The 22,447-nt window shown below is 51.5% G+C and carries 17 protein-coding genes, 1 other RNA gene and 1 pseudogene; 2 read left to right on the forward strand and 17 right to left on the reverse strand.

Annotated features, from left to right (window positions below; all coding sequences use genetic code 11):
• Window positions 1–159: 159 nt before the first annotated feature.
• From OC605_RS28215 to OC605_RS21440, 13 genes and pseudogenes are all read right to left on the reverse strand, one after another.
• Window positions 160–1,023 (reverse strand): methyl-accepting chemotaxis protein, encoded by an 864-nt coding sequence (locus tag OC605_RS28215; RefSeq protein WP_370593494.1) that lies wholly within the window; start codon window positions 1,021–1,023, stop codon window positions 160–162.
• Window positions 1,018–2,079, reverse strand: a pseudogene (locus OC605_RS28220) (methyl-accepting chemotaxis protein); the annotation flags it as partial. The pseudogene OC605_RS28220 and the gene OC605_RS28215, both read right to left, overlap by 6 nt.
• A 146-nt stretch (window positions 2,080–2,225) precedes the next feature.
• Window positions 2,226–2,813: a GNAT family N-acetyltransferase gene (locus tag OC605_RS21390; RefSeq protein WP_262139329.1), complete on the reverse strand. Its 588-nt coding sequence runs from the start codon at window positions 2,811–2,813 to the stop codon at window positions 2,226–2,228.
• Window positions 2,814–3,051: 238 nt separating this feature from the next.
• Window positions 3,052–3,900, reverse strand: coding sequence for a hypothetical protein (locus OC605_RS21395; protein WP_262139331.1), 849 nt, complete (start codon window positions 3,898–3,900; stop codon window positions 3,052–3,054).
• Between the two features lie 1,093 nt (window positions 3,901–4,993).
• A complete protein-coding gene (locus OC605_RS21400; protein WP_262139333.1) occupies window positions 4,994–6,337 on the reverse strand; it encodes an adenylate/guanylate cyclase domain-containing protein in 1,344 nt (447 codons plus the stop codon).
• Between the two features lie 9 nt (window positions 6,338–6,346).
• The gene (locus OC605_RS21405; protein WP_262139335.1) at window positions 6,347–6,883 is read right to left on the reverse strand and encodes a hypothetical protein; all 537 of its coding nucleotides are present in this window, start codon (window positions 6,881–6,883) and stop codon (window positions 6,347–6,349) included.
• Window positions 6,884–7,183: 300 nt separating this feature from the next.
• Window positions 7,184–8,314 carry a beta family protein gene (locus OC605_RS21410; RefSeq protein WP_262139337.1) on the reverse strand — a complete coding sequence of 377 codons (1,131 nt, stop codon included), beginning with the start codon at window positions 8,312–8,314 and terminating at the stop codon, window positions 7,184–7,186.
• 10 nt (window positions 8,315–8,324) lie between these two features.
• Window positions 8,325–9,536: an ImmA/IrrE family metallo-endopeptidase gene (locus tag OC605_RS21415; RefSeq protein WP_262139339.1), complete on the reverse strand. Its 1,212-nt coding sequence runs from the start codon at window positions 9,534–9,536 to the stop codon at window positions 8,325–8,327.
• Complete coding sequence (locus tag OC605_RS21420) at window positions 9,533–9,796, reverse strand: type II toxin-antitoxin system HigB family toxin (RefSeq protein WP_262139341.1); 264 nt, start codon at window positions 9,794–9,796, stop codon at window positions 9,533–9,535. Before OC605_RS21420 ends, OC605_RS21415 begins: the two co-directional genes overlap by 4 nt.
• Window positions 9,797–10,110: 314 nt before the next feature.
• The gene (locus tag OC605_RS21425; protein ID WP_262139343.1) at window positions 10,111–10,407 is read right to left on the reverse strand and encodes a hypothetical protein; all 297 of its coding nucleotides are present in this window, start codon (window positions 10,405–10,407) and stop codon (window positions 10,111–10,113) included.
• Window positions 10,404–11,384 carry an integrase domain-containing protein gene (locus OC605_RS21430; RefSeq protein WP_262139345.1) on the reverse strand — a complete coding sequence of 327 codons (981 nt, stop codon included), beginning with the start codon at window positions 11,382–11,384 and terminating at the stop codon, window positions 10,404–10,406. The genes OC605_RS21425 and OC605_RS21430 overlap by 4 nt, the downstream gene beginning before the upstream one ends.
• Window positions 11,371–11,721, reverse strand: coding sequence for a hypothetical protein (locus OC605_RS21435; protein ID WP_262139347.1), 351 nt, complete (start codon window positions 11,719–11,721; stop codon window positions 11,371–11,373). The genes OC605_RS21430 and OC605_RS21435 overlap by 14 nt, the downstream gene beginning before the upstream one ends.
• A complete protein-coding gene (locus OC605_RS21440) occupies window positions 11,705–13,105 on the reverse strand; it encodes a YfjI family protein (RefSeq protein ID WP_262139349.1) in 1,401 nt (466 codons plus the stop codon). Before OC605_RS21440 ends, OC605_RS21435 begins: the two co-directional genes overlap by 17 nt.
• Before the next feature lie 1,490 nt (window positions 13,106–14,595).
• On the opposite strand from OC605_RS21440, the gene OC605_RS21445 reads away from it, so the two are divergent.
• Both OC605_RS21445 and OC605_RS21450 read left to right on the forward strand, forming a co-directional pair.
• Entirely contained in the window at window positions 14,596–16,374 is a 1,779-nt protein-coding gene (locus tag OC605_RS21445) for a retron Ec67 family RNA-directed DNA polymerase/endonuclease (protein WP_262139351.1), read from the forward strand.
• Window positions 16,375–16,701: 327 nt separating this feature from the next.
• Window positions 16,702–19,332 (forward strand): dsDNA nuclease domain-containing protein, encoded by a 2,631-nt coding sequence (locus OC605_RS21450; RefSeq protein ID WP_262139353.1) that lies wholly within the window; start codon window positions 16,702–16,704, stop codon window positions 19,330–19,332.
• 337 nt (window positions 19,333–19,669) lie between these two features.
• Here OC605_RS21450 and OC605_RS21455 read toward each other — a convergent pair whose 3' ends face one another.
• The 4 genes from OC605_RS21455 to OC605_RS21470 all read right to left on the reverse strand — a co-directional run bounded on the left by OC605_RS21455 (window position 19,670) and on the right by OC605_RS21470 (window position 22,360).
• Window positions 19,670–20,926, reverse strand: a complete 1,257-nt coding sequence (locus OC605_RS21455) for an integrase domain-containing protein (protein ID WP_262139354.1) — start codon at window positions 20,924–20,926, stop codon at window positions 19,670–19,672.
• 186 nt (window positions 20,927–21,112) lie between these two features.
• Window positions 21,113–21,501, reverse strand: a transfer-messenger RNA (tmRNA) gene (gene ssrA, locus OC605_RS21460).
• A gap of 95 nt (window positions 21,502–21,596) precedes the next feature.
• On the reverse strand, window positions 21,597–21,872 hold the full coding sequence (locus OC605_RS21465; RefSeq protein WP_016771781.1) for a hypothetical protein: 276 nt from the start codon (window positions 21,870–21,872) through the stop codon (window positions 21,597–21,599).
• A 206-nt stretch (window positions 21,873–22,078) separates the two neighbouring features.
• Complete coding sequence (locus tag OC605_RS21470) at window positions 22,079–22,360, reverse strand: hypothetical protein (protein ID WP_016771780.1); 282 nt, start codon at window positions 22,358–22,360, stop codon at window positions 22,079–22,081.
• Between the last annotated feature and the right edge of the window lie 87 nt (window positions 22,361–22,447).

Consider the following 22,447-nt stretch of genomic DNA (forward strand, 5'->3'; position numbering starts at 1 on the left):
CGCAGCGTCAGGCAACTTTGATTTGATTGACCCACCGCCATCGCGGGCAAGCCCGCTCCCACAGTTATCGAGGTGAACACATCAACAGTGCTCGACCACGAAAACCTGTGGGAGCGGGCTTGCCCGCGATTCGGTTTCAGCCTCAGCGCAAAACCAACGTCATACGCGGAAGTGGCTGACCATCTGCTGCAACTGACCACCCAACCGCGCCAGCTCAACACTCGACGCTGCCGTCTCATCACTCGCCGCTGCGGTCTGCTCGGACACGTCACGGACGTTGATGATGCTGCGGCTGATCTCTTCAGCCACGGCGCTTTGCTGTTCGGCAGCGGCGGCGATCTGCTGGTTCATCGACTGGATGTTCGACACTGTACGGGTGATGTTTTCCAGCGAGGCGCCGGCCTTGCGCGTCAGGGCGACGCTGCTGTCGGTCAGCGCGCGGCTGTTGTTCATCACTGCCGAAACCTGCTGGGTGCCGTTCTGCAGACCGGCGACCAGACCCTCGATTTCCTCGGTGGATTTCTGCGTGCGTTGAGCCAAACCGCGCACCTCATCGGCCACCACGGCAAACCCACGCCCGGCTTCACCGGCACGTGCCGCTTCAATCGCGGCATTGAGCGCGAGCAGGTTGGTCTGTTCGGCGACAGCCTTGATCACGTCCATGACGCTGCCGATCTTGTCGCTTTCCTGCTGCAACACGCTCATCGCTTCGGTCGAGCGCACCACTTCACTGGCCAGACGCTCGATCTGCGCGATGGCCTCATTCACAACCTTGTCGCCCTCACGGGCCTCACCATCCGCAGCAGCGGCAGCTTGCGACGCTTCTTCGGCGTTGCGCGCAACTTCCTGCACGGTGGCAGTCATTTCGTGCATGGCTGTGGCGACCTGATCGGTCTCGACTTTCTGGCTGTTCACACCGGCGCTGGTCTGCTCGGTTACAGCCGACAACTCTTCGGCGGCGCTGGCAATCTGGGTGACGCCGTCGCGGATGCCACTGATCAAATCACGCAGGGTCACGCCCATGCGCGCAATGCCTTGCTGCAACACGCCGAGTTCGTCGCGACGGGTAACGGTGACATTCTGGGTCAGGTCGCCGCTGGCGATGCGCTCAACCACGGCCAGGGTTTCCTGCAACGGCCGGGTGATCTGACGGGTGATGATTACGGCAGCAATCACGCCAACCAACAGCGCCAGCAACGTGCTGATCAGCTGGAAAGTACGCGCTTGGGCGCTTTCAGTGTCACGGCGATCAAGCTGGATCTGGTACAGCTGCTCGCTCAGGGCGACGATGGTGGTGCCCTGATCGGTCATTTCCTTACGCGCCTGCACCGCATCGGCGTTGGCGTTCTTGTACGCCATCAACGCACTGCGATAGCTGCTCAGCGCGCTTTCCAATTGGCGCAGGGCATCCTGCTGAGTCGCGGCAAATTGCGCATTCAGTGGCTTGAGACTGGCGATGGCCGCATCGATCTGGCCGACGGCTTTCTGCTCGGTCTCGGCGTTGCTGGTCGCGGTGTAACCACGCACTTCATAGCGCGCGAGGATGAACGCTTCCTTCGCCGCAGTAACCGCCTGGAACTGCTCGAAACGCTGATCGCTCAACTCCATCTGCTGCACGCGCTGGCTGATCGATTCGATCAGGTTGTACGCGGTCTGAGCGTTAGCGCTCATGGTGTCGCGGGCAGAGTTGCCGGTGCGATAGGCGTTGCGCATTTTGTTCAGCGAGGTCTGGTATTCAGCGATGGTCGCGGCCTGCTGCTTGAGCAGTTTGACGTTCTCCGGACTCTTGAATTTGCTGATCAACGCCTGTTGCTGTGCGGCGAAACTTTCGAGGGTGGTCTGCACATTCTGCGCGGCGGTTTCGTCGCCGTTGGTCAGCATGTATTGCAGGCGCACCACGCGCAATTTGGTCAGGCCGGCATTGAGCTGGGTGATGTCGCTCATCCAGTTGCTGCGGTCGATCAGGCCGCCGAGGCTGGTCCAGCCGGTCAGCGCCAGAACGCAGGTCAGGGCCAGCACCAGGCCGAAGCCCAGGCCGAGTTTCATGTTCACGCTGATGTTACCGAACCAGCTATTCATGCAAATCCTCCAGAAACGTTGGGTTTCTTGGTCGTCAGTTAAGCTGGAAGATTGTTGTTCTTTTGAGCCAGCAGGGGTGTTAGCAGGTCTGTATCGGCCGCAAACCCGAGAGCTGAAAGGATTTTTGTCTGACGGATTTCGTGCACTCAACCCAGGCGCCGCGACCAGCGCTGATCCGGCGCCTCGAACCCCGGATTGACCAGCGCCGTCAGCACATGATCCTGCCAACGCCCAGCGATATTCAGATACGCCTTCGCATAGCCCTCGCGCTCGAAACCCAAGCGCTCAAGCAAACGCGCACTGCGCTCATTGCCGGGAATGTAATTGGCCATGATCCGATGCAGATTCTGCACATCGAACATATAACCAATCCCCGCCTCCAGCCCCTCCTGCATCAAACCCCGTCCCTGATGCGCCTCATCGATGTGATAACCCAAATAACACGCCTGAAACGCCCCCCGAATAATCCCGCTGAAATTGCACGCACCAATCATCTGCTGACCGTCCGGCGACAGCAGCGCGAAATGCATGGCTAACCCGGCTTCGAAGGCGCTGGCCTGGATCTCCAAGCGACGACGGATGTTGGCGGTGGAGAAGTAGTCGGTGGTGCGGATGGGTGACCAGCGGGCGAGGTGACGCTGGTTGCGTATGTAGAACGCGCTTTCGAGCTCGGCCTGATCGGGGGAGAGGATGGCAAGGGTCAGGCGCGGGCAGGGCAGGGATAACAGCGGCATCGAGCGCTCCTTGGCGAGGGATCTGCTGGCAGAGTCGCGCATATGCTGGGGAGCGGCAAGATATGGAGAAGCCGAGGCGAAAAAAAGCCCGCTAGGAGCGCGGGCGAACCGTAGTTTCTTGAATGAGCGGGGGGACTTTACAGGCTGTCCCGGTTGGGCGCAGTGAAGAAAAATTCATGTCGCTTCTGCCAACCGGGTTGGTGTCCCGCCAGTCGATCTTCAGTGCACGATGAAAATATCAGCGCCCATAAAGCACCGTATTCATCAACGCATTGACCTGATTTGGCATGGTGTGGATGAACCAGTCGAAAGCAAGACCCGAGGTAAGCAGGTACGCGAGAACCAGCAGGATAGGCATGAAGATGATGTTTTTGCGCAGATTGGCGTACTTGCGGGTTTTTCTGGAAAGCCAAGGTTCGTGAGTACCGTTGTTATTGGCATGTGCGCCCGCAACGATGAAGTAGGTTGAAAAAAGCATCATCCGAATGCTGGTATAGATAAACAGCATTACGCCTGTCAGGTGCAGCAGGAACCAATGCATGTCTAGCAGGACGAAATATTTCTTTATTCCCGTCAGGCCCTGCTCATTGATGATCTGCTGGCTGTACTGAAAATTTTGCGGCGCCAGGGTGGGCGTAAAAGCTTCATCAGTGAGATAGGTGGATGCCACGCAGAAGGCCATGGAAAAAAACAGCGAAATCACCCACTTGCTGCCCGCGAAGAAGCCCCGATAAAGGCTATGCAAGGTTCCGCCAGCCCACAGGGAAATGGTGAATAGCGTGATCCAGGAAAGCAGGTTGAGTATCTCGGCCCGGAAAAAAACATAAATCAGCCCGGCAATCACCATCATCATGAAGATGACTGGAGTCATATCCTGGCTTGTGCTGGCCGCGTTTACGCCCGGCGGTGGATTGACCACCGTATTGAAGGTCAGGTTTACCGAATGGCCCGGCTGATTGGCGGATTGTGGAGAATCGCCTTTGAGTACCCGATCCAGAATGGCTCCCAGAATCAGGCCGAGGATGGTGAAGAACGCCGATATGTAGATATCGACTTCCTTGGATTGGATCGTTTCGATGAAGCTCATGGTTTATTGCCTTCCTTGTGCAGGTTGAGTTTCCACATGCGAACCGGTTTTCTCTGCGAGGCTTCCAGCCAGCCGCGGAATGGTAAGGGGATGGCTGTAGTTTTGCTATCACACAAGCGCACTCGTCTTACAGCCAAACTGGTTTCGTTTAATTGGAGAGTGAGCCTAATTAGTGCCGCAGCCCCTAGCGTCCTTTTAGTAAGCGTCGAACATTCCCAGCCACCGGAAGGCCTGAGAATGGGAAGGAAATGGGCGGCCATTCGACTAACCCCAGATGCGACAAAGCCCGCACTGGGCGGGCTTTGTCGATGGGCTTGGCGGCTTTGATTTTAAGGTCTGAAAGGCGTGTGGCTCGGGCTCCCATGGGTACTCCAACGCTGTTTGTGTATTCCAAAATTTACCAGTCAGGGGCTTGGAATACGCCTTGGAATACATTTCAAAATGGATCTGCATGAAGCGCTGTGGAGCCCAATAGCCCTGAGACCCCCGTATTTACTGGATTTCAGGCACAAAAAAAGACGTCCGTGGACGTCTTTAGATGATGAAGTGGTGGGCCGGGGTAATTTGAATCGGTTCTGTAAATTATTGATTTATAACGTTAATAGCGATTTTAATTTTTTGTTGGAATACCAATTGGAATACTGCACTCCACTTGACCAGCCGTTTGCATTCGATCTGACCAGCACGCTTCGTAACCATGATTGGCAGTGAACTGTCCATAGCTGCCGGTGGCGACAGGCAGAAATCGGCCGAGGCCGTGTGAAAACACTTTCGTTCGGATGCAGTAATCAACAACGGCGCGAAAATCACGCTCCTAAGCAAAATCTAGGCCTGCTGACTAGCCGAACGTTTGCAGATTTGACGTAGAAGCGAGGACTTTAAAACGGCAGCGGAGAGCCAGATTTCTGCCAAGGTAGACATTAAATTGGGTGTCTACGCAAACTAGGGGCGATTCAGGATTTATTTTTCGCATTAGATCAGTTAATAAATACGTCCTCTTCACTTGCCCCGTCTTTAGTTTGCCTCAGAATATTCGACGCTATTCTGGCGTAGCTATTTTAATGAGCCTACCAGGGGGATTGCCCCACAAAGGTCACTTTATGAGAACTGCTATCTTGTTGCGATAAACTATAACACCATCAACATCTCGTACCTCACAACCCATTGTATGAAGCCCTCTATATGAGGTTCCCTCGTCAATAGTGCAACTAGAGTACGGATTGTCTTTTGCTTTCTTAATTGACTTCGTCTGAACATCCTCTTCACGTTCATCAAGAGGTACTTCGGGGCCGTGGTTTTTCTTTTTGAAGGTTGCAGTTAGAGGGAATCTTAATCTACTTGCTGTAATAGCTTCAACGACAAAAACAAGATCTAAATTTTTCTCTAAGAACCTTGTCCCTGAAACATAGTTGGTTCGCTCGCCATCAGAATTTACGACGTGACAAGTGAACTTAATAGAGCTATTTTCAATATGCTTGCTGCCTTTTAAAGTCGACTTTACTTCCGAACTTATTGGAAGGTACTCAAGACAACTCTCGTAACCTAAAAGTCTCATCGAGTAGTTAAGGTCGCTTCCGTCTTTTTTCACATAGTTTGGAGTGACAAATTTAACAGGTACATCCACGCCTGCGCGACTCTCTGTTTTGAAAGCCGAGTATTCCTCAGGCCAGCGAATGAAATCAATAATGCCCTGGCCGATCATTATTTCATTTTTACTTGCAAGGCCTTGGAGTTTCGCTGCTAAATCTACAGGAAGCCCAGTAGGTGACACCTCCCCTAAGTAACCAAATCCATAATTTCCCCAAAGTACTTCGTGATCGTCCCCAAAGTTGCATCCAATACGAAACCCGAATGTAGAAGCGTCAAAGCCCTTATGACGCTCGAGCCAGGGTTTTATTGCTTTTTCCAGCGTTAACTTGCACATTAGCGAGCAATTTATTGAATCTATTGCTGCCTGCTCTTTATCCATTGATTTAGAACCAAAAAACGCCATAAGCGCGTCGCCCATCAGTCGATGCACATACCCATCAAAAGATCTAACGATTTCAATGCAGGTCTGAAGCACAGCATTTTTGAATTTGTATATAAAATCTAAATCATATATAAGGGAAAGTCTTGTTGAGCCCTTTATATCTATGAACAGGGTCGATACGTATTGATTTATAGTCGTATTATCTATTGCAAGCGAGGCAAAATCTGGGTGCTGAGCAATCCCACCGCTATTTATCCCCGGCTTATCAAATTGTGCCCTCAGGTACTGTTGGATAACATATTCACGCTGCGGGCCTAGTGCCAGCGCACTATCTTCAGCGGCACGTGCTGTGCCAGTTATCTGATGACTTTCCAAGGATTCCGTTACGGACTTGAATATTTTTTTGCTATTGGCTTTGTTGAATATTTCATCAAAGCCACTTTCGTTCAAAAAGCTGGAAACCATGATACCCTCCTAGGAAAGAGCCTTAACAATCCCACACAGAATAGAAATAATCAGCGCCGAAAAGATATATTGCCGAGATGTTATTTCCATAACGCGCTTCTGATTATTAAATTTTTCGCCAACAATCTTCGCCAAGGCATTCGCCTGAAATGAGAGATCGTCTTGGAATCCCTCACACGTCATTCTCTTCACCGAATCCGCATATTCGATATGACTGAGCGACGCAACGTCACCAAAAAAAATAATTGACTTGGTTGGGGTTGAGGGGCTGCTTGTGTTTGGGAAAATTATCCTATGTACGCCAAGTAGGATTTGCATCACGAAAAACAAGTTTGCTACATACATCAAAATAGCTAAAGATTTCAGTATGTTCACGAATGGGGTATCAATAGCAAATTTCAATATGTCAGAGTAACCAAGTAGCGCGGCAATAGCCACACTCAGCGATATAACAAATGCCAGCAAATAGTTAGCCTTGTTGTTTGCTATCTCAATATAATGATCATACCTCTCAATCACTCTCAATAAACTATCAATTTTATCCATACATCATTCCTTAAGTGTGTAAACTTAAACCCGAGCCAAATTTAATTTCTGGCTTGAGGAAGACACGTCCATTCACGCCATGATGCTTTTTTTAAACTTGTGAAGATTCACAAGTACTCCGCCCGAGCCGTTCACTTGCCATCGCCATTATCCTATGTTTTGACGGCCTTTTGCCATGAGGTATCTTTATTTTTACGTTGCGATTTCTTCCTTCCCCCTCAGAGAGGAGATTGTTAATTGATGCATAACTAGGCCATTAGGCGCACAGCTCATTGAGCAGCGGCGACATCCCGTTCGTTCTTATGCGCGTGCAGCAACCGCCGCTAGTTGCGCAGTGAATTCATATATCTCACCAATCACAGACTTAACGTGATGGTTAGTATCATAAGCTATCCAGTTAGTAGGGCTGCCTACTACCTTCCCTAAACTGCATTGCTTAATCATAGCGTCTCCCCAGCTGAAACTAGACTCCCTGTAATGAATAGAATCCACAATAAATTTTGAGAGCTTCTGGCTTTGTGCAAAGCCATCCTCTCCTTGAACGGAGTGGCCGCGCACAACAAAGAACGCATTATTTACTGTGTATCTAATCTTAACATTCATATGTGTGGCGATAGTATCCGAAGACCGGGGATTTCTCACGCCATAGTCACTGAAATAAAGTGACGCTGTCGGATTGGCTGATAAAAAGCCCTTCCAAACGATCATTTCTTTCCTTTGAACTAAACCGCTTGAGTCGCGCTCTTTTACAGCTTTCTCAATAGAATCTGGTATCGAGCTTGCACTCATTATAACGCAGTCAAAGCCTAGCCCTTTCATGTGCCCGTATGCGGTTTCTACGATCTCCATCACATCCTGTATTGGTAGCTTGGTTACGTCTCCTATATCAATCAGTACTGGTGTTTGGGCTTCACTGAGCCCTGCACTCAGAACCATGTCTTCTAAAATTTCATCTAGGTGATCTGGATCGCCGAGGTCCTCAATAGCTAAACTATCCAATCTGATGCAGAAGAAGGCGCTGTCAGATAGAGCCATAGATTTTATTGTTTCTCGATACTCTACAGCCTCCCATCTGTCATAGCCGATTACCGGGCAAACTATAACCCCTAGCTCCTTTAAGCTATTACAGATGTAACTCAGAACCTGCTCGCCGCCTTCAGTGCAAAATCCTATGGGCCATTGCGAAACGTCTAAAATTACATGCTTTCTTCTAAAAATCTCAGCTATATTGTGCGCACGGGCGTCAAGATAGTCCTCAAAAGGAGTAGTGCTTCTATTTCTAGCGGCCTCAAGGGACTTTCCCTCAAGCTTAGTGATCTCGAATATAGGAGTACAGCGTGCAAGCGATGCTTTATCTAGCTTGTTCAATAATGTCAGAGCTTCCATCTCTCCGGCTTTAGCTCGAACGATCGGATAGTACTGATTATTCATGTTTGATACCTCAAAGATTTTCGAGTTGAGCCCTAACCATTCCCTGGCCAATTAGATCTGTAAACTGGTTGTAGTTACCCGCTTCTTTTCTAAGGCGTCCGGCCACAATTGCCGGGTGTATTTTCAATTCTTTCGCTAGCTCAACAATCGTCTCTCTACTGGGTTTCAGATATGCATCAGTACGTTTCCATATGGATCTGGGAATGAATGCATCACGTGCGATCCTATTAGCCTCAGATTCTCTTTTATCTGTACTGGCATGTTCTAAGTCATCAAGAATAGCTTCATTGGCATCGTCGATATGTTTCCAAACATGAACCAGTTCATGGACCAAGGTGAACCAGAAATTATCAACCCTGTCGTACCTCAGAGTGAGTGCAATTATAGGGGTTCCGTCCACCTCTTTAAGTGCGGCACCATCAAGCATAGTACCTTTTAACTGCGGCTCAATAATTACCGCTATGCCATGATTTTTGAGTAGCTCTATTGCCATTCGAGGGCCTTCCTCAAACCGACTGAGCTGAACGATTTCCTTAATTAGCGCGTCACCAATCTTAGTTTTATCAAACTCCGGCAGCTGGCTTTTAATTTCCCGAGTTCTTTGTATCACTCGGGCAAGCCATGCATACAGCGCATAAGTCGTCGTAGGCGTTGGCGAGTCGCCGGAAAGCGTGCGACGAAAGGAAGCTCCGCTCTCTTGCAACCCCATATCGCTAATAAAACCCTGAACGATTTCCCCAACGGTCTTTTTAGCTTTGCTAGTAATGCTATCAATCCAGCCTCTAGCTACCATTTCCTTTACCGGAAATTTGGTCCAGTCCACATTTGCTTTATTTTGGCTACTGCCGACTTCATCAAGTCCCACCAATGTATCAGCCGAAATGCCAAGACCTACAGCTAGAGCCCTTATCATCGGAACTGTAAGAGGTCGCTTTCTCGCCAAAACTTCCGACACTCTACTTCTAGTACCAAAATAGGGAACCAGGTCAGTCTGCTTCAAACCTTTTTCGGTCATCCGAAAAAGAATTGCATCAATTGGATCTGGAGCCTCTACCGGATACTTTTGCTTCTCGTAGTCCTCAATTAGCATTGAAAGCAGTTCGAGCCTATCACTTTCTTCCGTGCCTAGCTTCGGAGAAGAAATTATCAGCGAGTGCACCTCGTTAAAGTATTCGAGGTATTGTTCCTCTGTTTTGATAATTTTTGGGCTCAACGTATTCATAGTTTTTTCACTATTGCAGTGATGATTGCAATCCCTTGGGCAAAAGCGACCTTCAGTTCTAAGAGTGTGTTGGATTCACAGATAGAGAAGAGAAAGGTATCTTCGGCAATAGCAAGAGCATTCGGATATTGTTCGAGCAACTCGGCTGGGACTTTCCATCTTGCATGGCCGATTTCGCTAACCCATACACAAATCCATTTGCGGATATGCTCGCTTTCCCCCTGGAGAGGGGGCAATTTCTCTCTTCCAAGCAATCTCATGATCGTCGCTTTGTTCCCAATTTGGGAACAAATTACGCCGTCGTCTCGCGCAGGTCAAGAGAATGTTCCCAAATCGTGAACATCACGTTACCCCCTCAAGGCTTGCCATTCGATCTGAGTATGGCCAAAAGTGACCAGATACCATGACTCATTGGCCAGTACCAGTCGATCTCGAAGGGCTGTTATTGGCCGTTTTTGGCCTGTCACGGCTAACCGGTTCGAGTCGTTTTTTGTCATCGCGGCGGTGTTTTTCGAGCAGGTTTATCCGCCACGCTGAGATAAATGAACGCGGACAAGTGAGACTGGAGGGCTGCCTACCTATGACTAGTCGAGCGACCGATCAGCATTTCTCGGTCATTCCCTAATCGTTTCCAGATCAATAGGGCGGTGAGCCGATAGTAATACCGGGTGGCGTCGGAATGATCTTGCAGATGCTGAGTGAGAAACCAGCGCACATGCTTGAGCTGCCAGGTCCAGGGATTATCGCGTTGCCATCGCTGTTGAATGGCCGCTTGCATGATGCGGGCTTGCCGCAGGTGGCGTTGCTGAGTGGCCTTCGAGCCGCTCAGTACGCCGCTCAGGAACAGCGCCATATCGAACGGTTTGCTCACGCTCGTCCTCCAATATAGGCCGACACCACATCGATCCGGTTATGCCCGAGTTCAACGCTGATCTGTTGCCGCGCCTGTCGATCCAGTTCACGGTCAATGCGATAGCACTGACCACCATTGACCGGTGCGACGTGGCCAGTGAGCTGTTCGTAACGCTCGCAGGCGTAGGCAGCACGTAGCTCATGAAAGCCCTTCAGCCCTTGTTCATGCAGTATTTCGCGGGCGGGGAGCACGGTCTGTTGCAGAAACACGACGTAGCTTTCGTCTCGGGCCAGCAAGTTGCAGCTGCGGGGCGGCGATGCCTTACGAGCAAGCTGCAGCGCCGCTTTCACCGCTTCATTGACCACAACCCATCGCGGCGCTGAAGCCCCTGAGCGACCGCCTTTGGTGCCGTCCTGGATGTTGATGCGGCCTAAACGTTCGGCTTCGCGTTGTAAGCGTGGCAGGTCAGCCAGGATCGCTTCGCGCAGGCGCATACCGGTTGTTCGGGCCAACAGAACAATCGCGGCCACCCGCTCGCGGTGCTGTTCGCCAAGTACCTCAAGCACTCGCTGCACCTGTTGGCGGTCTTGGCCATCCGGCGCGCGGGTGCGTACGGTCGAGCGCTTCTGTCCCAACGCCTGACTCGGGCTGGCGATCCTCACGTCCTGATCACCGCGCAGCGCAGCGAGGGTGCGGTTAACGCTGCTCAGGCGGTTCTGCGCGGTGGCGATGCAGAGTTCACCTTGCTTGATCTGCTGGCGCAGAAACGCGGCGTAGTCTTGTAGCGTCTGTCGATCGATCTGGCGCGCATCGTTGTAACCGGGGCCGTCCTCTGATCGACACCAACGCACGAACGCTTGCCAGCGATCGCTATGCGCTTTGACCGTGGCGAAGTGGCCGCTGGCAAACAAATCCTTTAGCGCTTGTGAACCGGCATAGCTCAGCTGGCGGCCATAGCCAAAGTTGCGACCATCACGCCGACTAATCAAAGTCATCGTCATCACCGTTTTCGTTTGTTTGCAGAAAGAGCAGTAGGGCTTTCCAGTAAGGGCTGAGCCTGTCCACCTGCTGCCAATGTGTCGGGCGGATCAGGAGAGCGTTCTCGTGGTGTTGCAGCAGTGCCCCTTCCTCACGCAGTTGCTCGATCAGCCGGGCGAGGAGGACAGGGTCCAAGGGTGGTGTGGCGACAGCGGCGACAGTGGCGACAACCCGCGTCGTTTCTGGCTTGGCGCGTGGCGACAGGGTGGCGACAGAAGCGGCGACACGCCGCGATTCAGGTTGCGATTGATGTTGCGCCAGGTAGCGGCGCACCGCGTCATTGAGGCGAAACATGGCGGACCTCGAAAGTTTTTCCGTTGTGGCAGCTCAGCCAGCTATGAGTGATCAGCTCGACGAATAAAGAGGCAGTATGGTCAGCGCTCTTGCGGGCAAAACGAGGACCGTTGCGATTGACGTCGCGGACGGTGAAGTGGGTCCAGCCTTTCTGCACCAGCCAGCGCAGCAGCCGATCCGCTTCCTCGCGTCGGCTATTGACCGGCGCCTGTTCGGTCAGGCGCTGAATCTCGGCCAGGTAGTAATCCATTAGCGTGGAGGCGCGCTGGATGTGTGCTTCGTCCAACGCACTGGCTTCTTCAACCATGGCCAGCACGCCCGCGATACGCAGTACATTCGCCGCGGCCTTGCTCGCGACAGGCTGGACGCCGGCTAGCTCGCCGAACTCGCCAGACTGGCACTCGATGGTGTCGTGAATATCGATCCAGGCACGACGGGCGCGGGGAGTCAGCTCCAGTGTGGCGGGATTGAGTGATCCATCCTTGTGAAGCGACCAGGGCTTTTGTAGCAGGGCGGTGATCCGCTGTTGGTAGCGCTGGACTTTGGCATCTCGGGTCAGGTCGATTGCCTTGTAGAGTCGCTGGCCGGCCAGGCGCTCGGGCCAACTGATCAGGCAACGGCCCAGGATGCCTTGGCCATTGATCACCGGGTCTTTGAAAATCTGGTTGGCTAGGTAGGGCTGCAGCATCAGATGCAGGCTGAGGCGGCGGTCATAGGCACGCAGGCTTTCTCCGGCCATGGAACGCGCCCGGTCGATTGGGCTGCCATCCCACAGCAGCGACAAGGTGGTGATTGCCTTGAGCAGATTCTCTTTGCTCATGGTGCTGCTGCCCAAGAACTGGCCACCTTCATCATTGAACAAGCCCATGCTGGGCAAGCCATGGCACAGGTTTTTGACCAGGGCCTCAATGGTGGGCTCGGCAATGAAAAGTCTCGGTGGTACCGGCTCGGACAGCTCGCCATCTTCCGCCCCGGAGGTTGTCTTTGAGGTTTTGGGTTTGGCCATGATGCTGGTAGCGGCGCGATAGGCTTTGAGCTTTTCCTCATACAGGGTCCATTGCTGTCGTTCCCACTCGCGCGCCGCCTTCAGTACCAGGTGATCCACCGCGCTTTTGCGATCACCCGAAGACGCCACCGTCAGTAGGTAAAGGGACAACGGATAGGTTCGGCCATCGAGTTGGGCATTGGCATGGCCCTGGCTCACCAAGGCAGCGCTGGCCAGCACCGATTGAGCGGCCATGGCGCAGGGCACGCCGATCACCTCGGCCAGTCGTTCGACCGCAGGGCCCAACAGATCCCCGAGTGCTTCGACCGGGTAGGGCAGTGGCGCCTGCTGGTATTCCAGCAATGGTTGTGGTGGCTCGAACGCTTCGCACAGTTGCATCGCTATTCTCCTGAGATTGTCGACTTCGTCCTCACTCATCCCGCCACGGTTGTTGAGTGTTGCCAGGGATCAAGGCCCCTGCGACCTGTGAGGTTTGTCCACTAACGCGGGACTGGCGGCTCCTTACGGCCGGGAGCTTGGGCATCTCATGATCTGGCCTCCTGAACACCGATAGCGGTGGGCGGGTGGAGGCTGCACTGGCTGACGAGGCCGGTGTCGCGAGATCCTGAGTCGGGTGAAGGCAGTGATGCGATGACTGGGGCATGCCTGACTGTCAGTCATGTGCAGTCCATTTCAAGGGCTGCGGCACCATCATCGGCATCGCTGTGGCGAGTGAGCATTCGGTGTTTGTCACGCCGATTGTCACGAGGGGGAAAGCCGCAAAGGCCCGTGCGAGCAGGGCTGCAGCAGTGTGATATGCGCCCGTCTCTTTAGGGGGCAAAGAGACGGGCAAAAGGTTGGCGCAAGAAATAGCCAAGCGGATAAGTTGCTGCAGAGCAGCCAGGAGGGGGCATGAGTTGCCGCAGTGGGCATTCTGGAAGAAGTGGCATCCATCACATCGCTGTGACTGTGCGAGCCGCCGGACGCTAATCGCACTTGGGGTGAACCACCACGATGTGGCGTAGCCTCAAAGGTTCTGGCTACCTGGGTGCTGTCGAGGACAGCGCTGGTACGGTTCTGGTTTAGCGCTCGTTCTACTCACGGTCAACCATATTTTGGAGGCGACTCTTGCGCCAATCGGTAGTGCTAGAAGACCTTGGAGTCCGGTGGTTTTCCATAGCCGGGTGGTCGTTTGTCGGTTTTTAATGTGAGCCTGCGTAATTGCATGGACTTGACCGCCCATTTGCATCGTCACTGACCAGTCACTCGCATTCGCGCTGACCAACCGTTTGCATTCGACTTGACCAGCAAACGCCATAGTGACGACCGGCGGAGAACGGCCAGAAGCAGCCTATCAAATGCGTCAAGGAATTCAGACGCTATTCAGCCCTTTCGTATGTAGACACCTCCTAATAAACGCACTTCGCCGACTTCTGTCTGTCGTGACCGGCAGAGGTCGGCCAATAGACTTCGTTGGCATCCAAGTGCCCGCTATGAATATGCGCAATGGCAGCATTGTAAATGAGAGCGCAATTTTCGGAGACCCGTCTGCTGTCTAGGGCTTGGCCAGTGATAGGTGTCGGCATTGACCTGAGCGTATGCAGTGAGAGATCCGCTAATAGGATCAATGAGTACCAGTTGGCGTCGTAATCGAGCGCTGGCTCATTTCTTGCCTGAGTTGAGCAGCGGTAAAATTGTGTGTTTCGCGCTTGTAATTCCTAGGTGGCAGCGTGCTATTATTGGGATAGGCTTATAGATAGATTTTTGGTCGTGTTTCGCGACCTGTGATACCTAATGTCGGAGTACATTGCTCCTACAATTTGGCAAGCTGTTGGGCCATTCAGAGTGTCTTGAAGTTTCGCATAAGAGTATCTATAAGCCTATTTTATATGATTAAATTGAAACTTTTACAAAGCGCTTCCTCTCTCCGAGATCTTTCTATTATTCTCGGTTTTCAGCCGAAAGCTGTGTCGTACATTATTTATAAACACGGGAAAGAAAGGTTATATACTACTTTTACCATTCCCAAAAAATCTGGCGCGACCAGGGTTATTCACGCTCCCTGTCCGGAGCTGAAAAACCTGCAAAGTATCGTTTCAAAGTATCTTCAAGATTGCCTTGATGAAATCAACAATTCTAAGAATATAACCCGTAGTCTTTCGCATGGTTTCAAGCGGGGATATTCAATAGTTACGAATGCCAGCGCGCATAAAGGTCGACGTTTCGTATTGAATTTAGACTTGGAGAATTTTTTCGGGTCCATTAATTTCGGGCGAGTGCGTGGTTTTTTCATTACTAATAAAAATTTTGCATTACAACCTCCAGTAGCTACAGTGCTGGCGCAAATTATTTGTTTCGATAATAGTATCCCACAAGGAAGCCCGTGTTCACCCGTGGTATCCAACCTAATAGGGCATTTGTTAGATATAAAGCTTGCTCAGTTGGCATCAGAAACTAAATGTACCTATTCTAGATACGCTGATGATCTCACTTTCTCCACAAACAAGCAGCAGTTCCCTATCGATCTAGTCTCACCTGGTGCCTCGCCTCATGAATGGGTTGTAGGGGGGAGACTAGAGAAGATAATACAAAAATGTGGCTTTAAGGTTAATAGTAAAAAAACAAGGCTACAGTATCGAAACTCACGTCAAGATGTAACCGGCTTGATAGTGAACGAAAAAGTCAATGTCCCGGCGGAGTATCGGCGTCGCGCTAGGGCGATGGCGCATAAGCTTTTTGAAACAGGAAATTTTCAAGTTGAGAAACTTTCAATAACGGATTCAGGCAAGGTTACTACCGAAAAAAGAATCGGTAGTATAGATGAGCTATCCGGAATGTTTAGCCACATTGCGATGGTCTCTCAACACAATAATGCCCTAGCCATCAGCGCTAGCTTGAGTAATGTGGGCTCTGAGCTTTCCTCAATCGAGAAAATCCACCGAGATTTTATTTTTTACAAAAGTTTTTATGCTAATCCAATCCCGATGATAATCTGCGAAGGTAAAACCGATAATGTCTATCTAAGGTGCGCCATACGTAGTTTGGCGAAGCAATACCCTTCGCTAGCAACCGCTAGTGCTCCAGACAAAATTAAACTTTCAGTGTCGCTGTTCAAATATTCAAAGCTCAACTCACATCTGCTTGGTCTTAGCGGTGGATCCCCTCAGCTTAGGACATTTATATCTGAGTTTTCTAGGGTCGCAGCTAAGTATCATAGCCAAAAATCACCATTCCCAGTTATCGTTTTGATAGACAACGATAAGGGAGCTAAGGAAATATTTTCTACGATAAAGGCTACGACGAAGACCGCTGCGAAAATTGATGGAAGTTTGCCGTACTATCACATCGCTCAGGGCTTGTACGTAGTTCCCACCCCAAAACTAAACGGAGTTACTGAAAGCAAAATCGAAGATTTCTTCCCGGCTTTAACGTTGGGCGAAGTTTTGGATGGCAAAAAATTTAATTCCGAAAATGAGGATTTAAAGCCGGATGAGTATGGAAAGCATTATTTTGCTGAGTATGTAATAAAGAAAAAGCAAAGTACTATAGATTTTTCCGGATTCAAACCCCTGCTTGACGTGATTTCCACAATAATCTCTCAGAGTATAGGCTTGCATATGAGTGCTGTGACTCATGCTGCTACTCCCGTAGTGTTGAAGAAAAATTGAATGGGCTCACCAAAGTGGCTCGGGAGACTACTAATCCGCTTTGGTGCAACTAGCTAGGCAATTCCTTGATTTTGAATCCTCCACCCCGCGCTGCTATTGGCCAGAAGCGATCACTGAATTTCGCCTGTCGCTCTGTCAAGAATTGCGAGCATAATGAGCGACTCGAGCGAAGTACATGAGTCAGATTATGAGCGAAACGTATCAAACACAAATTTTGACCACTTGTTTAATTTTTCACAGTGACAAAGATGATCTATAACGGGTCGTGAGGAAGTATTTGTATTATTAAAGTAAATAGATCTACTCAGACATAGGTTGACCTGCTAAATGAGCACAAATTGGTGGATTGACGGTAACGCACTCTTTACCCGTCACAGATCTGGCGGCGCAATAGCGCTAAAGGGGTTTGAATTTCAGAAGGCCTATGCGCGACTGCGGCTGGTATGGTTACTGACAGGGAAAAATGGCATCGTCGAGGTTCGCTACGAAGGCGCTCAAGATATCGATGTTCGGTATGGCGATGGAAGCCAGCAGTTCGTCCAAGCCAAAGATTACGCGATGGGCAATCTGACTTTGTCTGCTGTATATGACGTTCTAGCAGGCTTTGCGAGAGATCTAATCTACGCCAAAGACCAAGGCTGCCAAAACTCAAGCCTTTTGCGATTTACTCTAGTAAGTACCACGCCACCAGTAGATGATAAGTCGTTGGAACTTTATCGTGGGGTTTTTTTTAAAACACATGCCTCAGAGATTTTGACGCGGATTGCAAGCAATTTTCGATATGGATTAGACGAAAAGTCCACTTTTAATGCCATTCTTGAGACGTTAGATCGCACCAAATTTGAAGTTGTGCACATGGGGAGCCCATGTGCAGATTTAGAAGCGATCGCTAGCTGGGAGCTTATTAAGTTTGGTGTGCCACTAGATCATGTCAGTGCAACATTAAGCCGCATTGGAGATCTACTTAAGGCTCGCGCATCGTTGCATGTAGAAGATGTCGCTGCAGTATTGGGAGGGCTTCCCTCTCGCCATCCAGCGCATGCGAGTAGTCCGTGCCGGTTACTGCCGAGCCGCGATACACTTGCGGAGATTAGTTTTGCGAAAAATCTATTTCTAAAAGGCGCCGCCCCCAGCCTGTGGGCTGCTGTTGCAAATAATCTTGACGTTCGCCGCACAGCGCAACCAGATATCGAAAGCAAGCTGCTGGCCCTCGTTCGCATGGGCGGGATGTTGGTTATTGAGGGCGCCGCAGGTACCGGTAAGTCGACGCTCGCGCGGCGCACGGCGTGGGATCTGCATCGTCAGGGGGAATTCGTTGCTTTGGAAGCCCAATTTCCCGCTAGCCTTGCAGAAGATGACTGGCAAGTTATTGTTCATATTTGCGAGGCCAGTGATAGGCCACTTTTAATTGTCGTTGATGATGTATGGAGACACGCAGCATTTCTCGAAAGCCTTGACCGAAATGTTCGCGCCCGACTATGTGTTCTCGCTACTTCCCGGCCTGGAGAGCAACGGAATAGCCGGCCATTACGTTTAACCACAGACGTGATGAAACTTGGAAAATTAGAGCGCCGAGAGATTGAAAGTCTTCGAGATTTAGTAGGCCTCCAATCTATTCGCTCGCGGAAACAAAAACCGCTCCAGAGGCTAGTCGATACCGGGCAGATTTTTATAGTTTCTCTGATACTCCAGAGTGGATCATTGGAGGAATATGCCACGCATCTAATAGAGCCATTGAAAAATACTGATTCAAACCACTTGGAGGGGTTCATTGACTTGTGTGTATGTGGCATGCACGATCATACAATACCGAAGCGAATCCTTCTACGTAGGATGGGGGGCAGCACAGAGTTCTGGCGGATGCCCCAGTATGCGGATTTAGTTTTTGATGCAGGAGATGGCGGTGATCGGCTCCGGTTAGGCCATGCTCTCGTGGGAACTGCGGTAATCCAAACAATCCAAGCGCCCGCCGTTAAGTTGGCATTATCAATCTGCAAAGATTGCGATCTTGATGATGCGGAAGAGCGCCGCTTTGCATTGCGGCTAATTTCCAATCTCGTGTACGATCCGCAGTGGCTAACACACTGTATCGCTTACAGAAGTCAGCTGATAGACTTCACTGCGCGTGTCAGCCCTATTGCTTCATATACTGAATTGATTCGTTTGGTCGATATCCTAGAGCGTTTAAAATGCAAAGGGGAGGCGGTAGCTGTCAAGAGTTTAGTTACCGGGCAGCGAATTAGAGGGGGGCCCGACGTTTGGTTGGCAATGTCTCATGCTACGCCAGAAAACTTTGAAGATTTTTTCGAAGGTGCGCTGACTTTTTACCGGGAGGATTCAACCGCCTACGCGAAGCGTAAGTTCCTTCTCGCTGTTATGACCTTTGGAGCAACGTGCTCCAAGGAGAAAACTGCAGAACATATGAGTAACTGGCTCAAACAACAAGGATTTCCTGCACAGGAAACTCGTATATTGTTCGATCTATGCAAACATGCCAGTCGAGAGCTATCCGAGCAGTACTCTTGGCTGGTAGGTGAATATGCAAGGGCATTGAATGTCACCATGGCGACCTCATTGGCGGCTATTCGATTGCTAGAAAGAGCAAAAGATGGCAAACAACTCCAGAGATTGGAGGAAAGACTGGTACAGGAGCTGTGTTCTTCACCGGCGGTTACTATTGAAGCCATGGAAGTAGCCATCCAACTCACCAACGCACGGCAGCGTCTGAATGCGAAAAACCTACAGCCCGCGCTGTATGAAATCGTAATGGAGATGTGCCTCCAAGCTCCCACGCGATTACTGAGGGTCAGATTGGTGAATTCTGCTATTCGCCTCGCAGGAGAAGACCAACGTGAACGCTTGTTACCGATTGTGGTAGAACTAACCCGCACGGTTCGAAGTAAAAAAGCGAAAAATTGTGCGGGGCTTTTTGCGAGCCGGTTTCCTGCATCCAAGTAGTGCTAGGTAACTAGGCCTCCCCGATGTGTTGAACGGCCCACAAACGGTTGGTCAGCGCGAATGCGAGTGACTGGTCAGTGGCAATGCATTTAGGTGGTCAAATGAGATGTAATTACGCAGAGCCCATGCGAGTGGGAATGCGGAGCCTTCCCGCTCGCGTGGGCTTGGGCGAGAAAGCCCCAAGAGAGAGGCTTGCAATGGCGACAGTCGCCATCTCTGTCGCCATGCTGCAGGCCAGGTATTACGCGGGTTGTCGCCGGTGTCGCCGCTGTCGCCAAATCAACCATCACTCTATCTGGGGAGTCATTTTCGGTTACCGGCGGCGTCCGGTGAGCGCTTAGCGTATCGGCACGACGTTGCGGTTCCTGGTTAGATTGATGGCAGATGCCGACAGGCTGCCGGTGGCCGATTTCTGGATGTGCTCACTCCACCAGGCCATCATCGGACGCCGGCGTTCGATGTAGTCAGCTCGGTTGTAAGCACTTCGGACTTCGTCCTTGTCGACATGCGCCAGCGCGACTTCGATCAGCTCTGGATCCCACCCATGTTCGTTCAGGATGGTGCTGGCCATGGAGCGCATGCCGTGGCTGACCAAGCGGTCCTGGAAGCCCATGCGTTTCAACGCCATGTTGGCAGTCTGACTGTTGGCGTGGGTGCGCGGGTTTCTATCTGCCGGGAACACGTACTCTCTGTGGCCGCTATGGGCCTTGAGTGTCTCCAGTAACGCGAGTGCCTGTTCAGTCAGCGGGATGGTATGCGGGCGACGCTTTTTCATGCGCTCCGGTGGGATGGTCCAAATGCGTTTGTCGAAATCGATGTCTGCCCACCGAGTGGTGGCTGCCTCGACAGGGCGGGTCATCGTGTGCAACTGCCATTCGATCAGACAGCGCGTGACTCGCTTGATGCTGGCATTCGCGATTTCCATCATGAGCTCCGGAAGCTCGTCAGGTCGTAGCGCGGCCATGTTCTCTTTCCTGGGTTTCTTGAACACCGCCCGAATGCCACTGAGGGGGTTCGCAAAGATAAGTCCTGAATTGACCCCGTAGGTCATGATCTCGTTGAGTCGTTGGCTCAGCCGCTTCACTGTTTCGAGGCTGCCTTTGGCCTCAATCGGGCGAAGGAGCTTGATCACCATAGGAGCACTGACTTCAGAAAGCGGCGTCGATTTCATGCTCGGAAAAACATGCAGCGTGAGTGAACGCCAAATGTCCTCGGCATACGCTGGCGTCACTGAGTCTTTCTTCAGTTCGAACCAGGCGGTGGCTATCTTCTCGAAGGTGTGTTCGGTCTCAGCCAATCTGGCTTGCCTTTGCTCATCGCGCTGGGCTTTGGGATCAATGCCTTGAGCAAGTAGCTCTCGCGCCTCGACTGCTTTCTTCCGAGCATTCGCTAATGAGAGGTCGGGGTATGGACCGAGCGCCATATTAAGACGGCTTCTGGTCAACGGCTCCCGATAATTGAAATTCCACATCATCGAGCCGCTGGCGCGTACTCGAAGCTGCAAGCCATCGCCGTCGCTGAGGACGAAGTCTTTACCAGTTGCCTTGACCGCCTTGAGCTGGCGATCGGAGAGGCGGGGTGCGTTAGTAGGCATGGGGGCTACCTCCAGCACCGTTTTGGTATCCTGAAAATAGCATTTGGTAGTCTGGGATACCACCTGGGATACCAAAGCGCCTGGAACTCAGAAACTCTCCAAAGACCCCAAAGGCGCCGAAACCCCTGTATTCACTGGATTTCAGACACAAAAAAAGACGTCCGTGGACGTCTTTAGATGATGAAGTGGTGGAGCCGGGGGGATTTGAACCCCCGTCCGCCAGTACTCCGCTGTCGGTACTACATGCGTAGCCGTGTCTATTAAGTTAACCCTCAGCGACCCGACGGGCAGGGTGCTTTGGGCGAGTTGTGTAAGTTTTAGCCGCTTCGTCCACAACGTACTGCACGGCGATTCTGTTCTATATGACAATCATTTCGGGTTTACAGACATCCCCTGATGATTGCTGGACCCGAAGGTACCAGGAGCATTGTCAGCTGCAATTAAGCAGCGAGAGCAACACCGTATTGGTCGTCATTGGCAACTATAAGTAGTTGCAACAGTGGATTTACGACTTCTGTTACCAAGTCGGCATGCACCTAGAGTTTCGCAACCGGCGTCGAATCCTAAACGGCCCCGAACTCATTGCCCGGTGAATCTGTTCGGGCAACAAGCGTGCACAGTGTACGTCAAAACGCTTGGCAGGCCAACCCGAAGGTTGGCCTGCGCGACATCAGTTACGCGTCGGGTTACGGATCTGCATCTTGCTGATGATGCCGTTGGTAACCTCGATGCATTCCTTGTCGTTGCCGGACGCCTGGGCCGCAGTGGCTTTTTCCTGTGCTTCCTTGATGTTATTCATGGAGCTTTCAGGAAGGGACGGCTGGCTGGTGACGAAGTCTTTGATGCTTTGAAGATTCCCGGCACAAAGGTCTTTGTCGGCCGCGAACACCGGCGAGGCCAGAAGTGCACCAGTGATAAACAATCCAGCAATTGCAGAATGCTTCATGGGTATCTCCTTGAACGATGGGGGCTCGGTGCTGCCGGACGGTCTGGCCGCGATGCCGAGGTCAAGACAAGCGAGGTCAGTATAGGACCTGTTTGGTTGACCGCTTCGCTGCGCAGGAATTCGGTTTTATTTGCAACGAATGTCAAATGGCCAGATCGGTCGACCAAGTGCCGATGCAGCCGACCTGTAAAAGGTCGGCGCATGAGTCATTTTTTGGTGTCACCGGTAGCGTTTTGAATGTCCAGCAGGGTTTGCTGGGTTTCAGCGAGGCAGTCGTCAATCTTGCCTTGTGCTTTCAGGGCGCGGGCTTTGCTGACACTGGCCGAGACGCGCGCATTCAGATCCGGTGACGTCTGGTATTGAGTCTTGGCGCTATCGATTCTCTGCAGATTGGCATCGCACAAATCGGCGGGTTTTTCAGCGGCGAACGAAGTGGACGCCATCATCGAGGCAGTGACAAACAGACCTAACATTACAGAGCGGTTCATGTGTATCTCCTTGAACTGAGGGTTCAGACTTCGCTGACCGTGAACAGGCCCCGAATGGTCCGGGGCATGTGCAGTGGACTACCGCCT

The sequence above is a fragment of the Pseudomonas sp. Marseille-Q5117 genome (assembly GCF_946901175.1).
Classification (GTDB): domain Bacteria; phylum Pseudomonadota; class Gammaproteobacteria; order Pseudomonadales; family Pseudomonadaceae; genus Aquipseudomonas; species Aquipseudomonas iranensis.